Origin of the sequence: Haloarcula sp. R1-2 (assembly GCF_011627385.1) — an archaeon.
In the GTDB taxonomy this organism is placed as follows: Archaea; Halobacteriota; Halobacteria; order Halobacteriales; family Haloarculaceae; genus Haloarcula; species Haloarcula marismortui.
In genome coordinates this window covers 900,126-919,189 of sequence record NZ_JAANTG010000002.1, presented here as the reverse complement: position 1 = coordinate 919,189, position 19,064 = coordinate 900,126, and the positions used below count along the sequence as shown (strand labels likewise).

The window sequence follows — 19,064 nt, the reverse complement described above, 5'->3', positions numbered from 1 at the left end:
GACAGCCTTCGCCGGGACCGCACCCCTTTTTCCGGTCGCCCGTCGTGCCCCCGATATGGAGTACACCAGACTTGGTTCGACCGGAACAACGGTTTCACAGCTCTGTTTCGGGACCTGGCGCTTCGGCCGGGAGACCGGCGGCGTCGTCGAGACCGACCGCGAGGAGGCCCACGAACTGCTCGATGCGGCGTGGGAGCGCGGCATCAACTTCATCGACACCGCCAACGTCTACGGCAATCCTAACGGGACCAGCGAAGCGTACATCGGCGAGTGGCTCGACGATTACGACCGCGAGGATTTCGTTATCGCCTCGAAGGTGTACTTCCCCTTCGACGGTCGCGGCGAGCCCGGTCCCAACGACGCCGGTCTGGGCCGCAAGCACATCCGCGCCCAGATCGAGGGGACACTGGACCGTCTCGATACGGACTATCTCGACCTCTACTACATCCACCGTTGGGACGAGCACAGCGATATCGAGGAGACGCTGTCGACGCTTGACGACCTCGTCCGTTCGGGGACGGTCCACCACCTCGGCGCGTCGACGATGGCCGCCTGGCAGCTGACCAAAGCCCTGTGGAAGAGCGATGTCGAGGACTACGAGCGCTTCGAGGTGACCCAGCCGCTGTTCCACGCCGGCTACCGCGACGACGTGAAAGACTATCTCGATGTGTGTGCCGACCAAGACATCGCGGTCTGTCCGTACTCGCCGCTGGCCGGCGGCTTCCTCACGGGCAAGTACGAGCGCACGGACGACGACGACCCGACGGCCTTCGAGGGGCCGGAAGGCTCCCGAGGCTCGCTGTCCGACCGCTTCGAGGATTTCTACCTCTCCGAGCGCGGCTGGCACGTCCTTGACGAACTCCGCGCTGTCGCGGACGAACTTGACGCCACGCCCGCACAGGTCGCGCTCCGCTGGCTCATCGAACAGCCGGACTTCACCTGCGTCCCCATCGTCGGCGCTCGCACTGTCGACCAGCTCGACGAGAACGTCGGCGCGACGGACATCTCGCTGTCCGACGACCAGTTCAACCGGATTGTGAGCGCCCGCTACGCCGAGGACGGCGAGCGCTGGGGCCACCGAGCGTAATCGGGAGACGAACTGACAGAACCGCGCTGTCGTCGGGGCACGCCCTTGTCGCCCCGGAAGCGTTCGGTCTAATCGTGGCCGGGCCGGGTTCCCGGCCGGCCGCTGATGGGTCTATGACGCTGATTTGCTGGCCCCGTCACCGGAAACAGCCACTGTCTCAGGCGCAATCTCCCCGAACAGCCAGACTGCGCCGCCAGCGACGAGAAACAGGCAGCCAAGCGCCGCAACTGCTGTGGTCGCCGTGGTTGCATCCGCCACCATCCCAGCAGCAAGTGCCAGCGGCGTCCGAAGAATCATATGCAGCATCGATACCGCGGAGAGCAACGTCGCCCGTCCGACCGACTCGACATGGTCGTTAATGTACCCGTTGACGATAGGCTGGACCAGCGGCTTCGCGGTTCGCATCGTCGTGAACGTCGGGAGTACGACCAGCGCGAGCCACAGCGGTCCCACGAGTGCGACAGCCGTCAGGGCTGGCACGACAACCACGGCTCTGCGGACGCCGAGACGGTCCTCAACTGCGCCGGCGTAGTAGCCGCCAGCGGATGCCACTGCTGTCAGGGCAGCGTACAGCACACCCAGTCCGAGCGCAAGTGCCGCGCCGGCCTCGCCTACTCGTGCCGCCGCGGTCGGAACACCAGCAGGAACCTGAACGCCGATAGCGGCGGCGTACGGCCCCAGCGTCTCGACCACCATCGGCTGGATGTAGGTGTGGGAAACGCCCAAAACGGCATAGAACAACCCAATGTACAGGACCAGTGCTCGGAGCGGCGGTCGAGCCAGATACGTTCGGATGACCGAGACGGTTTCCAGTGGGTCGAGACGGTCGGCGGAGCGACTGTCACTGCCCCGGTCGGCGTACTGCCGATTCTTCGGCAGTGAGAGCAGGGCAAAGAAGCCGAGACTGTTGAAACCGACCGCAGCAACGAACGGATAGGTTGGGTGCAGCACATACAGCAGGCCACCGGCAACCATCGAAACCGCTGCAGTCCACTTCTGCACTGCGTCGCCCCGGCCACGGATACGGCTGAACTGCTCGCTATCGAGTCGTTCAGTCAGCGTATCGTATAGCCACGCATCCATGCTCCCTGAGCGTAACGTCAGCGCCAGCGCCCACAGCGCATAGAGGAAGCCGTACCAGCGGAATCCCGAAGCGAGAACGAAGCCCGCGAGGGAGACAACGGTGAACAGCACGCTGAGAAGGAGGCTTGCGCGCCGCCCGAGCCTGTCACCGACGTAGCCTATTGGAATCTCGCCGACGACAGATAGCGATGCGTAGATTGCTGAGAGGGCACCGACCTGCGTGAAGGTCAGCGTTCGCAAGAGAAACAGGGTGAAGATGGGAGTGATAAATCCGACAGCGATCGTGGCACGATACAGATAGTACCGGCGCACTAACCCGCGGCCGGATGCCGGTCGGAACATACGGACGCTGTCACTTTCGGGGGACTAAGGTCCTTCCAGAAACAGACTTCAGTTTAATTTCTGATGGGAAGAGTTCAATACCAACACACATCGACAGTACCGACAGTATACTGTGGAATGCGTCAGGCAGTTTCGGATGGGTCGACAACGTCATCAGCGGCCGGGTACACGCCGACCTGGTCACAATGACCCGCCAGCGGGCACGCATCGGGGTCATCCAGACAGGCCGGCTTTCTGGCCGAGCAGTACTCCCGGCCAAACTGAATTATCGCCGTATGGCCGAAGCCGCATTTCGCCGCGGGCACGTCGCGCTCCAGATACGCACGGACGGTCTCGTGGGCGGCGTCGGCCGGGGCCAGTCCTATCCGGCGGGCGATGCGGTGGACGTGCGTATCGACGGGAAACACACCGCCACGACCGCCCGCGAACAGCAGGACGCAATCAGCGGTCTTTGGCCCGACGCCGTTCATGTCAAGCAGCGTCGACCGAACCTTCTCAGAGTCGCTGTCCCGAACAAACGCATCAAAGCCAGCTTCGCCGCCGTACTCCTCGCAGATGCGCTGTGCCAGTGCGATGATGCGCTCGGATTTCTGGTTGTACAGCCCGGCCGAGGAGATGGTTTCAGCGAGTTCGGGCTGGTCGGCGTCGGCCAGCGCGCGGGCGAGGTCAGTGCTGTCAATGTCTCCCTCGCTGTTCGCGTCCTCCCCGCCGCCATACCGAGCCATCAGGTCGTCGTGGGCCGGCTGGCTCGCTTTGTCGGATGTGTTCTGGCTGAGAATCGTCCGGATGAGACACTCAAAGGCGTCCCGGCCGCCGTAGGTTTTTGTCCAGTACATCTCGCCGAGACGGTCCACGACGGTTTCTGCCCGCGTCCCCGCTGTTTCCGGGTCGAACGTTGCCGACTGGCCACCGCCAGCGGTTCCGCCGCTGATGTTCTCCGCTGGTTCCTCGTCAGTCATAGCCAGTCGCAGGGCTGGCGGACTCAAAACGCCTGCCCCGAAAAACAGCTACCAGTGCGGACTCAGCGCCTACCGGCGGCTAATCAAAAGTGGTGATTCCAGAGTGGTCCACAGTAAAGGACCTGAAATGGGGCGTCCTTGGGGCAGACGCCCACGGGACAGACACGAAAAGCTCGTGGCGTGCGGCGACGGGCTATGCCCACGGTGGTCGTCGCCGCGAAAGATGGTCGAAGCTGACAGGTCAATGTACGGTCACGTCCAGGCTCTCACCTCCTGTAGGGCGGCGTTTGCGCGGACGACAGGGACGGCAGCACCCGACTCGCTACGGCGACAGATGTCCCGCCTCGATGTGGCCTGTTCGTCCGGCATACAATTGTTTAGGCTACCCTAAAACACAAAAAGCCATCGGTTTCTAGGCGGGCCAAAAAAGAGAGCGTGATTACTCCTCGACGATAACGGTGCCAGCCATCCCCGCAGCCTCGTGCGGAACGCAGAAGTATCCGTGCTCGCCGGCCGTCTCGAACGTGTGAACGTAACTCTGGCCGGACTGAACGGCCCCCTCACCGTTCTCCCAGCCCTCGCGTGCGGCCGACCCGCTTTCGAACCCGCCGGAAGCCCAGTAGGTCGCGTCGTCCGGGAGTTCCTCCTCGTACGCGACGACGTTGTGAGCCTCGCCACCGGCGTGTTTCCAGGCGACTGTGTCGCCGACGCTGACGGTGAGTTCCTCGGGCGCGAACGCCACAGCCTGCATGTCGACGACGTGGTCGGCGTCCTCGGGAACGCCTTCGACGACGTTCGGGCCGCCGGACAGTGACGACTCGGTCGCCTCGGACTCCTCGCCGCCGTGGCCGCCGGACCCACTTGGGGCGCTGTCGACAGCGCCAACGACGGCGAAAGAAGCGGTCCGGGCGGCGTTTGCGAACGCGGTCGCGCCGTCGGTCGACCCGCTCTCCAAGTCGGCGACATAGTCGTTCAGTGCGGCCTCATAGGCTTCGTACGCCTCCGCGTCCGCGTTTTCGAGTTTGTCGTGCACCGCGGCGTTCTCGAAGGTAGCGAACACGTCGCTGACGACACTCGCGGCCCCGGCACCGGTCTCGCCACCGCCACTCGACCCGATGATGGCCGTCACGGATTCGATGGCTGCGCCGTAGAACGTCTTCGCGGCCGCGTATACGTCACCGCCGTCGTTCGCGGCGGAGATGACGCTCCCGAGTGCTTCGTCCTCGAAGCGGTGATACAGGTCCTCGTTCGCCTCTTCGAGTGCCTCATGGTAGCCGGCGGCCCCGGACTCGAAGAACGCCAGCGCCCCCTGAGCAGTCGACGCTGCGCGGTCGGCGTTCCCGAGAGCGTTCGTCGCCGCGGCGTCGAAGGCGAGGCCGGCCATGTAGGTCGCGCCGGACCCGCTGGCGACGGCGGCACTGTGGGCCGATTCGAACTCCAGCAGCGCCGCGAGAACGCCGTCGTGGTGAGTCCCGACCGCGTCGTCATCGCCGTTCTCGTAGGCTGACTGGAGCCCCACGAGGTGTTCCTCCTCGAAGCGGTGATAGAGGTCCTCGCTGGTCTCCTCTAGCGTCTCGTGGAAGTCGAGCTGGTTCTCCTCGAACCGGGCGAACAGGTCCGAAACGAGCGTCGCTGCCTGCCCCGCCTGACCCTGGCGGTACAGCTCCCGCGCGTCGGCGAAGCGGGCTTTGAAGAAGCCCGACTGGAGAACCGGCGCGTTCCCGCCGGCCAGCGCCTCGATGCCGGCGACCAGATTGGTGTCGACCGTCTCGACGGCCGACGCGACCCCCTCGGTGTTCCCGTTCTCGATTGCTGAGGAGAGGTCCGACAAACCGGACTCGAACGCTTCGTAGGCCTCGCTGTCCGCCTCTTCGAGGGCGTCGTGAGCGGCCGCGCCTTCGAAGTGGGCAAAAACGTCCTCGACCATCGTCGCCGCGGTGGCTGTCTCGCCGGCACGGGCCAGCCACCCAGCGTCGTGGACGCGAGCCCGGTACGTGTTCAGCGTCGTCGCGTGGGCGTAGTCTGCCCCGACGCCGCTGCCCGAGACGACTGCGGCCGCGTCCCAGCCACGGGCCTGCATCGTCGCAAGGTGGCCCGCACCGGCGACCGACGCCGGCTGGACCAGCGCATACGCGCCCGAAACGGTCGCATCCAGTGCGGCGCGGGCCTGTTCGGTGACGCCGCTCGCGTCTTCACTGCCTGCGGCGGAGCCGATGCCGGCCAGTGCGTTCTCGAAGGCCTCGTAGGATTCTGCGTCCGCAGCCTCTATTTTGCTGTACACCAGCGCGTCCTCGAACGCGGTCATCGTCTCTTCCGCGATCGTGGCGGCCCCCTCGAAAGCGCCCAGCGTCCCGGCCATGGCGGCATTGCTCGCCCGACTGCCCAGCAAGAGCAGGTCCAGCACTCTGGTGGCCTGCTGTCCGGCAGCGGCCTGCTGCGCTGTCTGGAGGTGGCCCGACGCTTTGTCCGCGGCCGACGCGGCTTCCGATACGTTGCCCTCGGACAGCGACGACTGGACCGTCCCGAGGGCATCCTCAAAGCCCTCGTACGCTGACTCTGACGTGGACTCAAGCTGTTCGTGGGCCCCGTACTCACCGGATGCGCCTTCGAACCGGGCAAAAATGTTCTGTGCGACGGTCGCTCCGGCACCGGGCGCACCGGCCCGACCCAGCGCGACGGCATCGTACAGCCGCGCCCGGTAGACGTTCCACTCGGTCGCGACAGCGGTCATCGGCCCGACCGAAACACCGCTTTCGCCGCCCTCGTCTGTTCCCGCGGTCGCTTCCTGTTCTGTCGTGTCGGTGTCCGCCGACGCCGTGTTCGATTCTGTCGACCCCTGACTGGGACACCCAGCAAGCAGTCCCGTCGCAGCGATCCCCACCGTCTTCAGCAAGTCACGTCTCTGTGGCATACGCTCGATTAGGGTTGCCTAAAAGACTTAAGACCACCGATGTTTTGGCGAGCCTAAACCGCTGTGTGGCTACACGTCAACACAGTGAGATGGTAACTGTGTCGCCGGTGCTGACCCCGAACGCTTCGTCGCCACGGCCGCGGTTAACGGCGAGTTCGACGTTCCCGTGACTGCCGACGGTGACGAGTCGCTGACTCTTGTCGACGGCAGCGTAGGCTCGATGGACTGGGGCCTCAACACCGTCGACCGAGACCACCCCGCCGAACCGATCCGCGAGGACCTCGCCGGGTATGTTCGTCACGGCGTTCCCGAAGTCATCAACGACGAGCACCTCACCGGTCGCTCCGTCACCATCGACTGCGGCTGCCGGGAACCGAAGGTCGACGTAGTCGTCGGTCGGCTCGATTTCAGGCCGTGTTTCAATGGTATCGACGCCGGTGTCGTGGACGGCCGCCGCGGCGGGCGCAAACACGTCCCGCCCGTGGAACGTCGTACTCGCCGGGTCGTCGTAGGCCCAGGTGAACACCTCGAACGCTTCCGGGGCGTCGTTCTCGGTTTCAGCCAGTTCGCGGGCGACTGGCAGGAGGACGCCGTTGTCAGGCCCCACGAGCGCGTGGTCGCCCGCACGGACGACGATGGCGTCTCTGTCGGTTCCGACGCCCGGGTCGACGACGACACAGTGGACTGCCGGCGGAAAGTACGGGAGCGTTTGCGTGAGCCAGAACGCCGCTGCCCGCACGTCCTGCCGTGGGAAATCGTGAGCGATATCCTCGATACGCGCGTCGGTCGCCTGACAGATGACGCCTTTCATCGCCGCCGGATAGGGCGAGCCGAAGTCAGAACTGAGGGTTATCATCAGTCGTCAAGGTCGTCGAGTGATTCGGGGAGCGATTCGCCCGTGGCGGCGTACCGTTCGAGCGAGTCGCTGTCTGAGACGTGCTGGAGTCGCTTGATGCCGTGGATCTCCTCGATGACTTCCACAACAGATGCCGGGACCCGGTCACGCCAGGACTCGTCGTCGATCATCCGCTGGCGGATCTCGCTGCCCTCCAGTCGGTCGCGGTCGAACATCGGCGACTGGCGGACCTCAATACCGGCCTCCTCGAACAAGCGGACGACAAGCGGATTGTTCGAGTACGCCACGTCGAAGTCCGGGCACATACTCTCGACGTGGCTCACCCAGACGGCGTTGCGGTTGATGTCCTCAAGGGGGACGACATAAGTCGTCAGGTCGTACTCTGCGACGGCCTTCGTGATCATCATGATACGTTCACCGGCCGTAAAGGGGTCGTGTGTGGTGTGTGAATCGTCAGCGCTCCCGATACCCAGTACAAGCTCGTCGACCTCCTCCGAGATCCGCTCGACCATCGAGTGATGGCCATTGTGGTAGGGCTGGAAGCGACCGATGTAGAACCCACGCATATTCCCCAGTGGGTGTGGTGGTTTGATAAACCCGACGACGCGGTACTGCCGGAATACAACCCCACCCAATTCGGGCGCTGTACTGCGGTTTTCGGGGTGTTGCAACAACCGACACGGGGAGAAAGTATATCAGTCGACAGGCCTTCCGTGAGTATGTTAGCAACGTTTGTATGAGCGACAACACCGACACCGACGCGACTCCCGACCCTGACCGGGAGGCATCCGACGCTGGGGAGGAAGAGGCGTCGACCAACGGGGCCAAACAGGACCCCAACGAACCCGCCTCTGAGCCCTCGGCAGACGAGCCATCCGACCCGTCCGAGGACCGATGGGCCGGCGAGGGAGAAACGTCCGAAACGACACTCGGAAGCGATGTCCAAGTTGACGGCGAGTCTGAACTGGACGGAGATGAGGAGAATCTCCTTGGCGGTCTCGAAATCGAATCGACCGCCGACATCGAAGTGCCAGACCGACTCGTCGACCAGGTCATCGGGCAGGACCACGCCCGTGACGTGATCAAGAAGGCGGCCAAACAGCGCCGTCACGTGATGATGATTGGCTCCCCCGGAACGGGGAAGTCGATGCTGGCGAAGGCGATGTCTCAGCTGCTCCCACGAGAGGAACTGCAGGACGTTCTTGTCTATCACAATCCCGACGACGGCAATGAACCGAAAGTACGCACTGTCCCCGGCGGCAAAGGGGAACAGATTGTCGAGGCCCACAAGGAGGAGGCTCGCAAGCGCAACCAGATGCGGACCTTCCTCATGTGGATCATCATCGCCATCGTCATCGGCTACGCCCTGATCCTCGTCCAGCAGGTCCTGCTGGGGATTCTCGCGGCCGGTGTCATCTATCTCGCATTCCGCTACGGTTCGCGCGGCAGCGACGCGATGATTCCGAACCTGCTCGTCAACAACGCCAACCAGAAGACCGCGCCGTTCGAGGACGCCACGGGTGCCCACGCCGGTGCGCTGCTGGGCGACGTTCGTCACGACCCGTTCCAGTCCGGTGGGATGGAGACGCCGAGCCACGACCGCGTCGAGCCCGGCGCGATCCACCAGGCCAACAAGGGCGTGCTGTTCGTCGACGAGATCAACACGCTTGATATCCGCAGCCAGCAGAAGCTGATGACGGCCATTCAGGAGGGCGAGTTCTCCATTACGGGCCAGTCCGAGCGGTCTTCGGGTGCGATGGTCCAGACCGAGCCCGTCCCCTGTGACTTCATCATGATCGCCGCGGGGAACCTCGACGCGATGGAGAATATGCACCCCGCGCTGCGCTCCCGTATCAAGGGGTACGGGTACGAGGTGTACATGGACGACACCATCGAGGACGACCCCGAGATGCGACGGAAGTACGCTCGGTTCATCGCCCAGGAGGTCGAAAACGACGGGCGGCTCCCGCACTTCACCGAGGAGGCCGTTCAGGAGCTCATCCTGGAGGCCCGGCGTCGCGCCGGCCGAAAAGGCCACCTCAGCCTGAAGTTCCGTGACCTTGGCGGACTGGTCCGCGTCGCTGGCGACATCGCCCGCGCCGAGGACCGCGACCGCACCGAGCGCGCAGATGTCCTGCAGGCCAAACGGCGCTCCCGGTCCATCGAGCAACAGCTCGCGGACAACTACATCGAGCGCCGCAAGGACTACGAGCTCACCGTCAACCAGGGCGACGTGGTCGGCCGCGTCAACGGGCTCGCCGTCATGGGCGAGGACAGCGGTATCGTCCTCCCCGTGATGGCCGAGGTCAGCCCGTCACAGGGCCCCGGTCAGGTCATCGCCACGGGACAGCTCAAGGAGATGGCCGAAGAGGCTGTCCAGAACGTCTCGGCGATCATCAAGAAGTTCTCTGACGAGGACATCTCCGAGAAGGACGTTCACATCCAGTTCGTCCAGGCCGGTGAAGGTGGCGTCGACGGCGACTCCGCCTCTATCACAGTCGCTACCGCGGTTATCTCCGCGATAGAAGACGTTCCGATCAAGCAGAACCTCGCCATGACCGGCTCACTGTCGGTCCGGGGTGACGTACTCCCGGTCGGCGGTGTCACGCACAAGATCGAGGCGGCTGCCAAGTCCGGCCTCGATACGGTCATCATCCCCGAGGCGAACACGCAGGACGTGATGATCGAGGACGAGTACGAAGACATGATCGAGATCATTCCCGTCTCGCACATCTCAGAAGTCCTCGAGGTCGCACTCGCCGGCGAAGCCGAGAAGGACTCGCTGGTCGACCGCCTCAAGTCCATCACGGGCAAGGCACTCGACCACGAGGTCGGCCGGCAGGGCGGCAGTCCAAGTCCGCAATAAATGCCCGAGTGGGCCGCATTCGTCGGCCTGACGGGGTTTCTTTTAACCGCGCTTCTCGGTCTCGCACGGCTCTCGCAGGGAGCCGTACGGTCCGACGGCGGCGTCTCATCCACAGTCGACGGCGTCTCAATGGCCGACAGGGACCCGACCATCCCACGGTTCGAAACGCAACGGGCGGCGGCCCAGCGACAACAGATGCGCGACACGCTCGCCCCGAACGATGTCTCGACAGGGGCGTTGCTTGCCAACGTCGCGTTCACACAGGGGCTGTTCGGCGTGCTGCTAGTCGCCGGCGCGTTTTATTTCGAAATCCCCGCCAGTGCGTTTGGAGTCACCAGTGACGCACTTTCGACAGGGTTGCCGGCAGTGGCAATCGGTATCGGCGCTGGAATCGGCTTCTGGGTCGGGAACGAGGGCGCCGCTGCGCTGGCAGACGGCTTCGGCGTCACCTTCGATGAGTCGCTACGGGAACTGCTCGCCCCGGACTCGCCCGGCGGCTGGGTCATCCTGCTGGGCGGTGTCTTGCCGGTCATCGCTATCGTCGAGGAACTGCTCTTCCGGGCAGCGGCTATCGGCGTCCCCGTGGCCGGCCTCAACGCGCCGGCGTGGGCGATGGCTATCGTCGCCTCTGTCGCCTTCGCGCTGGGCCACGGCGCACAAGGCCGGGTGGGTATCGTCGTCACCGGCACGCTGGGGTTGGCGCTCGCTGGCCTGTTCATCGCGACAAACAGCTTACTCGCCGTCGTCGTCGCCCACTACCTCGTCAACGCCCTCGAACTACTTGTCCACGAGGGGCTGGGCGTCGACCGGCTCTGGGCCTAGAGACCCTCGATAGCCCGGAGCTTTTGCTCGACAGGCGGCGGCGCGGCGCTTGGTCCGTCTCGAACCCGATGGTCCGGAATCAACAGCGGCACGGGGTTTGCGGCTAGTGCCTCCCGGACCTGTGCGAGGTCGTCCTCTTCGTCATCATTCAGGTCCGGCGTCATCCGCGCGACCTGCGCGACGGATGCATCTTCGCCGTACGGAATCTCCTGGACAGCTTCCAGCACTATTCGCTGGTCCGTCGGGACCGTGAGGCCGACCGTCACATCAGCGAAGTCGTCTTCGACCCCCTGAAGATACTCGTCGATGCGGTCAAGCAGCGCGTGGTCCTCGCCAGCGTCGGCCTCTGGCTGGGACGGAAACGACAACGAGATGATCCGGTCGCCGGCTTCTCCAAGCTGGACGTACCGGTCGAGATACGACGACTCGCGGGCGTAGATTCCTGCGTCCCCGGTCGGTGCTTCCATACTAGCGTTGTCGACCGGTCGCCCCTTCAACATTCGGCATCGGCGTTCGTCAGCCCTGAGCTGAGAGCACAGTGGGGTAGTCGGAGATAAGTCCGTCGACGCCAGCCTGGACCAGTTCCCGGGCCTGATACCACGTGCCGACGGTCCAGGTGTTCAGGGCTCGGTCCTCGTCGGCAGCGATGTCGACGAGGTCGATGTCGCTCAGGTCGGAGTCGATGTACTCGCTGTCGTTGAAGAAGGGCGTTCCCTGAACCATATGCCGGGGGACGTTCATCGCGTCGCAGTCGTAGCGGCGGGTGACCTCCAGCCCCTCCTCGATGCTATCCCAGAAAAGGAAGGCGACGGGGACCGAGTCGTCGTAATCACGGACAGTCGCAAGCGCAGCTTCGTAGAACGACGAGACGAGAATATCGTTGTCGTACTCGCTGACGAGGTCGAGCGCGCGTTCGGTGTAGGGTCGCCACAGTTCTCGCTGCGTCGACAGTGTCTGGTCCGACAGCGACTCGGCGAACGCGAGGTCGTCGCTCCCGGGGTTCTTGAACTCTAGATTGACAGCGACGCTCGGTGGAATCGCGTCCATGACGGTCTCAAGCGTCGGGACCGTTTCTTCGGTCCCCAAGACAGTCGCGTTGGTCACAGTATCCGTGTCGGTCTCGAAAACGAGTCCCTCGGTGTCTGTCAGCCCGCGCTCACCGCCGTCGCGTTCGGCCAGCCCGTTGTCGTGGAAGGTGACGAGCGTGCCATCGGCGGTCGGTACGACATCGACTTCGACCATGTCGGCGCGCCGGTGGGCCGTCTGCGTTCCCGGTCCGCCGAACGAAGCGGCCTCGACGGCCAGTTCCGTGTTCTCCGGGTAGACGCCGGCAAACCCGCGGTGAGCGATGAGCGTCGTGTCGTCAGTCATCGCTTCGCTCCCGGTGTCGGTGGCGTCATCTGTGCCTGACTCGTCAGCATCGGATTTCTGTACCGCTGTGCTCCCTGCAATCCCGGAACTCGCCAGCGTCGCCGCCGTCCCTTCGACGAACGTCCGCCTGCCGAGGTACTGTGACATACTACGTACGGCTGCCGAGCGGTCGTGAAAGACTGTTTATATGAGGAGTATATGTCTCTCAGTAGAAATGGGTCCCAGCGGTCAGGCGTGTGGTATCCGGCCGAATCCGCAGGCTTACGTACTGTGTCGTTCACGGGCTGCGGCCACGACCAGCGGGAGCGTAATCGTCGCGTCGGCATACACCGAGACATTCCGGGCGTCCTTTTCAAGTTTCCCCCACGAGCGGGCCTCATCAAGCGTCGCGCCGGAGAGACCGCCGGTGTTCGAGGGGTCCATCGTCAACTGGACGGCGTAGTCGTAGGCGTCGGGCGAGACGAGCATCGTCTGGAGGACGTAGTTCTTCGGGACGCCGCCGCCGACAACCATCGCACCGGCGCTGTCAGCCTCGTACGCGATGTCCGTGATCTGTGTCATATCCGCCAGCGCGTCGATCGTGAACTCGCTGGTCTGAGAGTACATCCACGCCTGCAGGCCCAGCACGGAGTCCTGGAAGGCCGGGCAGTACACCGACACGTCGTTCTCGTAGGCCGCCGCCAGCACGCCAGCGTCCTCAGGCACGTCCTCACGCTCGTTGACTTCGCTGTTGGCCCGACCGAGTTCCTCCGTCATACGCTGGATCGAAACCGCGCCCTCGTCTTCCAGCGTGGAGAACACTTCGTCCCGGAGATGGTTCTCGAACAGGGCGAAATGCTCCTGGGGGAGATAGACGTTGTAGATACGGTCGACGCCCTCGTCACGAAGCGTCTCGTCGTGTTCGCGTTCCGTTTGCCCTTCAGGCGTCACCTCGCCGTGGTGGTGCTTGCCGCCGATGGCCTCGATGCTGTCGTGGGTGCAGTTCGCCCCCGTCGTGACGAGCACATCGATGTGGCCGTCGCGGATGAGTTCGCTGACGATAGCCCGCATCCCGGTCGGGACCATCGCACCGGCGAGTCCGAAGAAGGTCGTCACGTCGTCATCGAGCATCTCGCTGTAGATATCGACGGCCTCGTGGATGTCGCTCGCGCCGATGCCGGCCTCGCCGTAGCTGTTAGCCAGTTCGCCGACCGTCATTCCGGCCCGAGCTTCCGCGTGCCCGATGGGGTCGTGATGGAACGTCTCTCGCTCGTCAGTGTGGTCGCTCATTGCTGTGCAGTCGAGCGCGGGCGGGTTTCAACGTCGTGGTTCGCCACGACGGGCACGGACCATGTGTCGACTTGCCGTCACATACCGCAACTGAAACGGAGGGCTTAGACGCCCCTGCGTTGGATGGAGAGCTATGGATACCGCTTCGTTTCGGCGCGGCGTTCGTGATGTTGCGCCGCTTCTGCTGGGGATTATCCCGTTTGGCCTCGTTGCCGGCATCGCGACGGTTAACGCCGGGCTGGGACTGCCAGCCGCGGTCGGATTGTCGGTAGTTGTCTTCGCCGGCGCCTCACAGCTCGCGGCGCTAGAGTTGCTGGGACAGAACGCACCGCTGACGGTTGTCGTTGCAACGGCAGTCGTCATCAACCTCCGGCTTCTGATGTACTCGGCATCAATCGCGCCGTACTTCCGGAATTTCACCGGCCGGTGGAAAGCGATGCTCGCCTACGTGTTGACCGATCAAGCGTACGCGCTGTCGGTCGCCAACTACCGGTCCGACAGCGAAACCGACCGGAAGTGGTACTACCTTGGCGTCGCCGTGACGCTCTGGGCGGTGTGGCAGGTCACGACTATCGCGGGGGCGCTACTCGGGACCGGCGTCCCGGACGCCTGGGGTCTCGAATTCGCTATCCCGCTGGTCTTCCTCGCGATTCTGGTCCCTGCAATCGAGGACGCAGCGACCGCTGTCGCCGCCGCCGTCGGTGGAGCCATCGCCGTGGTCGGCGCTGGGCTCCCGCTCAACCTCGGGCTGCTCGTCGCGGCCGGCGTTGGCATCACCGCTGGCGTTCTCACTGAGTCCGCCACGGGAGGCACCGATGGCGACTAACTACGGCCCAGTTGAGATCGCCGGTGTCATCGCTGTCATCGGCGTGCTGACGTACGCCTGTCGGCTCTCCTTTATCGCGCTGTTCGGTCGGCTCGACGAGATTCCGCCGGTCGTCAAGCGGGTGTTGCGGTTCGTCCCCGCCGCCGTCCTTGCTGCGCTTGTCCTCCCGTCGTTCGTGACCCTCGACGCCAGTAGTTTCGCCCCAGACAAGTTCATCGCCGGCGCGCTCGCAGCAGGTGTCGCCTGGCGGACCGAGGACGTATTCGCGACGATGGTGACCGGAATGGGCGTCCTCTGGGCTATCAGGTTCCTGCTGTAGTCAAGCCAGTTCCAGCGAGGCCCCACAGCAGTCCGACCGGTACTGCTCGCGTTGCTCGACGAGCGGACAGTCCTGATAACGACGGGCGACGAGGTCGCCACACGCCCCGCAGGTGAGGACGTGCTTCGGGTCGGTGAAGGCCGGACAGTGAATATCAGTGTCAAGCTGGTCGGCCCGCTCCCGGAAAGCCTCGCCGTGGTCGGTCGTCCCGTCGCGCTGGTACTGCTCAACGTGGATGAGTTCGTGGCGCAGCGTCGCCTCCCAGACCGCCCGCTCGAAGGCCGAAAACGCGTCCCAGGTCAGCGACACCGTACACGGAAGCGGGCGGCCGTCGCTCCCCTCGACACTGTCCCAGTCGTACCGCTGGCCGACAGTGGCGGCGTCCAGTTTCGGCCGCTTGACCGCGGCGGCCCGTCGCTTGGCTCGGTGTGACACCTCCCAGTCGACGAGGTCGAACCGAACCGAGACGCCATGCTCGCGGCGGACTCGCTTGCAGTACTGTCGTGACCAGACGATAAGGTCCGCATCCGAGTTGATGCCCTCGAACGAAACGCCCTCGTCCATCGCATCAGAGCCCGGTCGGACAGTCGATGTAGGTCGTCTCCAGCCCCCAGTCCTCAACGACGGTCTGGAGCGACTGGACGCCGAACGTTTCGGTCGCGTAGTGGCCAGCGAGAACGACGTGCATCCCCTGCTCGCGCGCCTCGTGGAAGGCCTTCTGTTTCCCCTCACCGGTGATGAGCACGTCAGCGTCCGCCTCGACCGCCTCTTGCAGCCAGTCGACGCCGCTCCCGGTCACGATGGCGACGTCCTCGACAGTCGACGGGCCGAAGTCCAGAACCTGAACTGGCTGTCCGCCAGTATCTAGGCCTTCGAGCGAATCTGCGAGTTCAGAGACTGTCTGTGGCTCTGCAAGGGTCCCCTGCTGGCCGATATTCTCGCCGCCCATTGACCCGAACGGCGCGCGGTTGTTGAGGTCCAGCAGGTCAGCAACACCGGCAGCGTTACCAAGCGACTGGTGGCCGTCCAGCGGGAGGTGAGCGACGTACAGCGCGAGGTCGTTGTCGATTAGCGGCGCGACGCGGCGGTAGTTGGTTCCGGTCACGCGTTCCATCCCGCCCCAGACGATGCCGTGGTGCGTTACGAGCAGGTCAGCGCCCACCTCGTCGGCGCGGTCGATGGTCTCGACGGCCGCATCGACTGCGAAGGCGACGTGCTCGACCGGTTGGCTCGCCGGCCCGACCTGTAGACCGTTCGGACTGGCGTCGATGTCGGCGTAAGCCTCGATGTCGAGTCTATCGTCAAGACGTACCGCAATGTCTCCGGCATTCATAACGCGGGCTTCGAGATGGCCGGTGGTATGCTTTTCTCTACTGGCGTCTGGCTACCCGTCCGATTCGACTAACTGGCCGTTCGCCTGCCCGATGAGGCCCCGGTCCACCGCGGCGTCGATGATGGCGTCGAACTGCTCGCCGTCGATATCGTAGGCGTTGACCGCAACCTCGCGGATTTCCGCGCGGTCAACGGGCATCTCACGGTTCTGGAGCAAGCGCATCACCTTGTTGTACTCCAGTTTCGTCAGCGACGGGCCGTCATCGCTGCTATCGTTGTCGTCGCTGTCCGAACCACGTTCGGTGTCTCCGCTCTCAGTTTTGGCCGCTGAGCCACTCGACGCAGTCGGCTCCGCCATTTGCCTGTCCGTGGTGTCCGCCGCTGCCACGTTCGTCGAATCGGACTCCGCAGCCGCGTCCGCTGTCTCCGCTGACTGCGCCGACTGTTCCTGTCCCGCTGCACTCGCGCTATCGTCGCCCAACAGCGAGCCGTCATCGGCCGGCTCGACTACGCTATCGGTGGTTGTCGGTTCATCGGTCGTCTGCTCGCTGGTCGTCGGCTCATCGGTCGTCCGCCCGCCGGTCGTCGGCGTCTCGGATTCGTCCAGCAGTCCCGGCGGCTCCGTGGTCCCGGCATCGCCAGCCGTTTCCGCTGTCTCGCGGGCGTCCGCCTTCGCCGCCTCGACGGCCGGTTCGACGATAGTTGCGAGCTTCTCCCGGCAGGTCGAGCAGAGAACGACAGTCCCCTGTTTCTCAGCTTCCGGGTCCAGCGATTTCGGGATAATCGGATATTCGGAGAGCGAGACATCGAGCGCGCCGCCACAGAAGTAACACGACGATAGCTGGTTCATACCCGCTACGTGGAGATGCTGGTTACTAAAATGCTTATGCCGGTATAGCTGCTACATACACCGTGGCCATCCCGTCGGGTGTACTGTTACTGTCTGCGATAAATTGGACGCGTCGAGACTCCCCAGTCAGGCCCTTTGCTGTCCGTGTGACCACAGAATACGCTCCGGGAGAGAATCAACCGTGACCCGGACAGTCGAGCTCTCGACGACTGTGTTCTGTCCGTCCGTTTCCGCGGAGCCGAGTCAGGCACAGTTCCGTCTCGACAACGCAGGTGTCGTTGTCGAAGGCGACCAGCTGGCGGAGGAAGCCGGACTAGACGAGATTTTCGACATCAGGCTGGGACAACCACCACGGGCCGCGGTGGAAGCGCTCTCGGGAACGGTACTCACAATCGGGTTCGAACGCGGTGGACAGCGCGTCGCCCTATTCATAGGCGGGTCAGAGTCGACATTAGACCGGGTCAGCGGGCTATTGTTCCGACAGTTGCTTGACGGCACAGAGGTAGCTGTGTGCCACCCCGCGACAATCGGCGGGCGCGTGACAGACCGGCGTTTTGAAATCGGGGAACTCCGAGTCACCCCCGGAAAAGTCGGGTGCACCGGTATCAGACAGCCGCTCAACGTCGACCTCGAAACCATCGTGGGCGTTAGTCGCAGTAAAAAGGAACTACTGGGCCGTCGGGAACTGGCTGTCGACCTTCGGTACGTCAGGCAGGGAGTCGTCGTGGGTGTCGACCTGTCGCTGAACCCCCCGCGGAAGCTCAATCTGCTCGGGCGGTACCTTCGGCGTAGCTACGGCCGTCTGCGGCAGGAGCTTCGGGAACTCGCCCCGCCGCCCCCGGTCGTCAGAACCCTGACGAGACTTTACACACACGGGGGGCGCACAGATTCCAAAAGCGTACTGTCACAGGAATCAGCTGATCCGGCGGCCCTCCTCGAGGAACTAATCGAGAACGACTTGGTAACGCTCGAAGACGGCGAAGTTCGGCTAGAAATGCTTGGCTGGGTACTCGTCGCCGAGCAAGCCGTCAGTGGGTGGGATAGCTGAGGTCCACCCAGATGTCAACAGACACAAAACAGACCAGTGCTGTCCACTCACCTGTCGTATACTCTGTAAGTGCTTGTATACGAGTCAGGCGAGAAACTCACGGACCAGTGTCACGGCGTCGTCGTTGGGTTCCAGCCACGGCGTGTGGCCGTATCCCGGCAGTTCGTGAAACTCGGCGTGTGACATCTTTTCAGTAACGGAACGGCCCACAGCTGGCGGATAGAAAGCATCCTCCGTCCCCCAGACGAACTGCGTTGGGCGGTCGATTCGCACGATTTCGTTCCGGATATCAAAGAGGGGGTGGGCACGGCCGTACGACCCCTGTGCCGTCGCCAGCGACCGCTGGCTCTCCGGCCGGCCGGGCAAGGCCTGCCCGACTGCGAGCAGTTCATACAGCGCTTCAGGGATGGCCGAGGCGTCGACGACATTGACCCGCTGCATCGACTGCCTCGCGTTCTCAACCGGGTCGCCGCGGTTGAGCAACCACAGCAACACGCGGTTGAGACCGCGAACCGTCAGCAGACGAAACAGGAGCGGGAGGTCCCGCGAGACGCCGCCCGGCGCACCGACCAGTTGCAGTCGGTCCACGCGGTCGTGGTCGATTGCGAGCAGGAACGACTGGAGGCCGCCGTGGGAGTTGCCGACCATGTGGGGCCGGTCAATCCCAAGGTCATCGAGCAGTTCCAGCAGGTACGTCACCAGAAACGACCGGAGGTCCCGGTCCCGGTAGCTCGGAGCGGCCGAAAGGCCGAGACCGGGTCGGTCGGGAGCGTACACGCGATACTCGTCGGTGAGCGCCGGGAACAGGGGGAGCCACGTCGCTGCTGGCGTCCCAACGCCGTGCAGGAGGAGGACAGGGTCGCCGTCCGGGTTCCCACCGGTGAGATAGTGAACGCGACCCGCGGCGTCTGTCTCGGTTACTCTGGACTCGACGGCGAGGTCGTAGTGGTCGGCGAGGCGGGCCTGGGCGTCCGCGTACCGTCGCTCGGCTGGATGGGGCCAGTCGTCTGGCGACAGCGCGCGGTCCTCGGGAACTGTGGTACCGCCACTCATACGTAGACTGTCCAGCGCCGGGCGTATCAGTGTACCGTGGCTCACGATGAACAGAACAGATTGTGTCTCC

The 19,064-nt window shown here is 64.2% G+C and carries 18 protein-coding genes; 6 read left to right on the top strand and 12 right to left on the bottom strand.

The features are described 5' to 3' along the window. The first annotated feature begins 55 nt into the window (after window positions 1–55). Window positions 56–1,087, top strand: coding sequence for an aldo/keto reductase (locus G9C82_RS12785; protein WP_127014298.1), 1,032 nt, complete (start codon window positions 56–58; stop codon window positions 1,085–1,087). A gap of 111 nt (window positions 1,088–1,198) precedes the next feature. Here G9C82_RS12785 and G9C82_RS12780 read toward each other — a convergent pair whose 3' ends face one another. The 5 genes from G9C82_RS12780 to G9C82_RS12760 all read right to left on the bottom strand — a co-directional run bounded on the left by G9C82_RS12780 (window position 1,199) and on the right by G9C82_RS12760 (window position 7,804). Continuing rightward, window positions 1,199–2,512, bottom strand: a complete 1,314-nt coding sequence (locus tag G9C82_RS12780; RefSeq protein ID WP_127014297.1) for an MFS transporter — start codon at window positions 2,510–2,512, stop codon at window positions 1,199–1,201. 122 nt (window positions 2,513–2,634) lie between these two features. Beyond that, complete coding sequence (nth, locus tag G9C82_RS12775) at window positions 2,635–3,471, bottom strand: endonuclease III (RefSeq protein ID WP_127014296.1); 837 nt, start codon at window positions 3,469–3,471, stop codon at window positions 2,635–2,637. Window positions 3,472–3,910: 439 nt separating this feature from the next. Then, on the bottom strand, window positions 3,911–6,382 hold the full coding sequence (locus G9C82_RS12770) for a DUF5059 domain-containing protein (protein WP_127014295.1): 2,472 nt from the start codon (window positions 6,380–6,382) through the stop codon (window positions 3,911–3,913). Window positions 6,383–6,458: 76 nt separating this feature from the next. Further along, window positions 6,459–7,238, bottom strand: coding sequence for an S-adenosyl-l-methionine hydroxide adenosyltransferase family protein (locus tag G9C82_RS12765; RefSeq protein WP_127014294.1), 780 nt, complete (start codon window positions 7,236–7,238; stop codon window positions 6,459–6,461). After that, on the bottom strand, window positions 7,238–7,804 hold the full coding sequence (locus G9C82_RS12760; protein ID WP_004958079.1) for a nicotinamide-nucleotide adenylyltransferase: 567 nt from the start codon (window positions 7,802–7,804) through the stop codon (window positions 7,238–7,240). The genes G9C82_RS12765 and G9C82_RS12760 overlap by 1 nt, the downstream gene beginning before the upstream one ends. Window positions 7,805–7,974: 170 nt before the next feature. On the opposite strand from G9C82_RS12760, the gene lonB reads away from it, so the two are divergent. Both lonB and G9C82_RS12750 read left to right on the top strand, forming a co-directional pair. Continuing rightward, window positions 7,975–10,104, top strand: coding sequence for an ATP-dependent protease LonB (gene lonB, locus G9C82_RS12755; protein WP_004958081.1), 2,130 nt, complete (start codon window positions 7,975–7,977; stop codon window positions 10,102–10,104). Beyond that, window positions 10,105–10,926: a CPBP family intramembrane glutamic endopeptidase gene (locus G9C82_RS12750; protein ID WP_127014293.1), complete on the top strand. Its 822-nt coding sequence runs from the start codon at window positions 10,105–10,107 to the stop codon at window positions 10,924–10,926. It abuts the gene before it with no gap. On the opposite strand, the gene G9C82_RS12745 is transcribed toward G9C82_RS12750, so the two are convergent. The 3 genes from G9C82_RS12745 to G9C82_RS12735 all read right to left on the bottom strand — a co-directional run bounded on the left by G9C82_RS12745 (window position 10,923) and on the right by G9C82_RS12735 (window position 13,566). Further along, the gene (locus tag G9C82_RS12745) at window positions 10,923–11,426 is read right to left on the bottom strand and encodes an MGMT family protein (RefSeq protein WP_127014292.1); all 504 of its coding nucleotides are present in this window, start codon (window positions 11,424–11,426) and stop codon (window positions 10,923–10,925) included. The genes G9C82_RS12750 and G9C82_RS12745 overlap by 4 nt on opposite strands. A gap of 16 nt (window positions 11,427–11,442) precedes the next feature. Continuing rightward, window positions 11,443–12,444, bottom strand: coding sequence for a glycerophosphodiester phosphodiesterase (locus tag G9C82_RS12740; protein ID WP_127014291.1), 1,002 nt, complete (start codon window positions 12,442–12,444; stop codon window positions 11,443–11,445). Between the two features lie 114 nt (window positions 12,445–12,558). After that, a complete protein-coding gene (locus G9C82_RS12735) occupies window positions 12,559–13,566 on the bottom strand; it encodes a deoxyhypusine synthase (RefSeq protein ID WP_127014290.1) in 1,008 nt (335 codons plus the stop codon). Between the two features lie 133 nt (window positions 13,567–13,699). On the opposite strand from G9C82_RS12735, the gene G9C82_RS12730 reads away from it, so the two are divergent. After that, window positions 13,700–14,392 carry an AzlC family ABC transporter permease gene (locus G9C82_RS12730; protein WP_127014289.1) on the top strand — a complete coding sequence of 231 codons (693 nt, stop codon included), beginning with the start codon at window positions 13,700–13,702 and terminating at the stop codon, window positions 14,390–14,392. After that, a complete protein-coding gene (locus G9C82_RS12725; protein WP_004958093.1) occupies window positions 14,382–14,711 on the top strand; it encodes an AzlD domain-containing protein in 330 nt (109 codons plus the stop codon). Before G9C82_RS12730 ends, G9C82_RS12725 begins: the two co-directional genes overlap by 11 nt. Here G9C82_RS12725 and G9C82_RS12720 read toward each other — a convergent pair whose 3' ends face one another. From G9C82_RS12720 to G9C82_RS12710, 3 genes are read right to left on the bottom strand one after another with little or no spacing between them, the layout of a single operon-like run. Further along, window positions 14,712–15,275 carry a transcription elongation protein SprT gene (locus G9C82_RS12720; RefSeq protein ID WP_127014288.1) on the bottom strand — a complete coding sequence of 188 codons (564 nt, stop codon included), beginning with the start codon at window positions 15,273–15,275 and terminating at the stop codon, window positions 14,712–14,714. It lies immediately after the preceding gene. 4 nt (window positions 15,276–15,279) lie between these two features. Beyond that, window positions 15,280–16,044 carry a Nif3-like dinuclear metal center hexameric protein gene (locus tag G9C82_RS12715; protein WP_127014287.1) on the bottom strand — a complete coding sequence of 255 codons (765 nt, stop codon included), beginning with the start codon at window positions 16,042–16,044 and terminating at the stop codon, window positions 15,280–15,282. A 51-nt stretch (window positions 16,045–16,095) separates the two neighbouring features. Then, on the bottom strand, window positions 16,096–16,893 hold the full coding sequence (locus G9C82_RS12710) for a hypothetical protein (RefSeq protein ID WP_007188752.1): 798 nt from the start codon (window positions 16,891–16,893) through the stop codon (window positions 16,096–16,098). Between the two features lie 181 nt (window positions 16,894–17,074). Here G9C82_RS12710 and G9C82_RS12705 point away from each other — a divergent pair, with 181 nt between their 5' ends. Then, the gene (locus G9C82_RS12705) at window positions 17,075–17,941 is read left to right on the top strand and encodes a CheF family chemotaxis protein (RefSeq protein ID WP_127014286.1); all 867 of its coding nucleotides are present in this window, start codon (window positions 17,075–17,077) and stop codon (window positions 17,939–17,941) included. Window positions 17,942–18,025: 84 nt separating this feature from the next. On the opposite strand, the gene G9C82_RS12700 is transcribed toward G9C82_RS12705, so the two are convergent. After that, window positions 18,026–18,994 carry an alpha/beta fold hydrolase gene (locus tag G9C82_RS12700; RefSeq protein ID WP_127014285.1) on the bottom strand — a complete coding sequence of 323 codons (969 nt, stop codon included), beginning with the start codon at window positions 18,992–18,994 and terminating at the stop codon, window positions 18,026–18,028. Between the last annotated feature and the right edge of the window lie 70 nt (window positions 18,995–19,064).

Coding starts and splice junctions, on each gene's coding strand:
- G9C82_RS12700 (WP_127014285.1), bottom strand. CDS start 18,994: ATGAGTGGCGGTACCACAGTTCCCGAGGACCGCGCGCTGTCGCCAGAC.
- G9C82_RS12725 (WP_004958093.1), top strand. CDS start 14,382: ATGGCGACTAACTACGGCCCAGTTGAGATCGCCGGTGTCATCGCTGTC.
- nth (WP_127014296.1), bottom strand. CDS start 3,471: ATGACTGACGAGGAACCAGCGGAGAACATCAGCGGCGGAACCGCTGGC.
- G9C82_RS12750 (WP_127014293.1), top strand. CDS start 10,105: ATGCCCGAGTGGGCCGCATTCGTCGGCCTGACGGGGTTTCTTTTAACC.
- G9C82_RS12785 (WP_127014298.1), top strand. CDS start 56: ATGGAGTACACCAGACTTGGTTCGACCGGAACAACGGTTTCACAGCTC.
- G9C82_RS12730 (WP_127014289.1), top strand. CDS start 13,700: ATGGATACCGCTTCGTTTCGGCGCGGCGTTCGTGATGTTGCGCCGCTT.
- G9C82_RS12715 (WP_127014287.1), bottom strand. CDS start 16,044: ATGAATGCCGGAGACATTGCGGTACGTCTTGACGATAGACTCGACATC.
- G9C82_RS12710 (WP_007188752.1), bottom strand. CDS start 16,893: ATGAACCAGCTATCGTCGTGTTACTTCTGTGGCGGCGCGCTCGATGTC.
- G9C82_RS12735 (WP_127014290.1), bottom strand. CDS start 13,566: ATGAGCGACCACACTGACGAGCGAGAGACGTTCCATCACGACCCCATC.
- G9C82_RS12745 (WP_127014292.1), bottom strand. CDS start 11,426: ATGTTGAAGGGGCGACCGGTCGACAACGCTAGTATGGAAGCACCGACC.
- lonB (WP_004958081.1), top strand. CDS start 7,975: ATGAGCGACAACACCGACACCGACGCGACTCCCGACCCTGACCGGGAG.
- G9C82_RS12740 (WP_127014291.1), bottom strand. CDS start 12,444: ATGTCACAGTACCTCGGCAGGCGGACGTTCGTCGAAGGGACGGCGGCG.
- G9C82_RS12770 (WP_127014295.1), bottom strand. CDS start 6,382: ATGCCACAGAGACGTGACTTGCTGAAGACGGTGGGGATCGCTGCGACG.
- G9C82_RS12720 (WP_127014288.1), bottom strand. CDS start 15,275: ATGGACGAGGGCGTTTCGTTCGAGGGCATCAACTCGGATGCGGACCTT.
- G9C82_RS12765 (WP_127014294.1), bottom strand. CDS start 7,238: ATGATAACCCTCAGTTCTGACTTCGGCTCGCCCTATCCGGCGGCGATG.
- G9C82_RS12780 (WP_127014297.1), bottom strand. CDS start 2,512: ATGTTCCGACCGGCATCCGGCCGCGGGTTAGTGCGCCGGTACTATCTG.
- G9C82_RS12760 (WP_004958079.1), bottom strand. CDS start 7,804: ATGCGTGGGTTCTACATCGGTCGCTTCCAGCCCTACCACAATGGCCAT.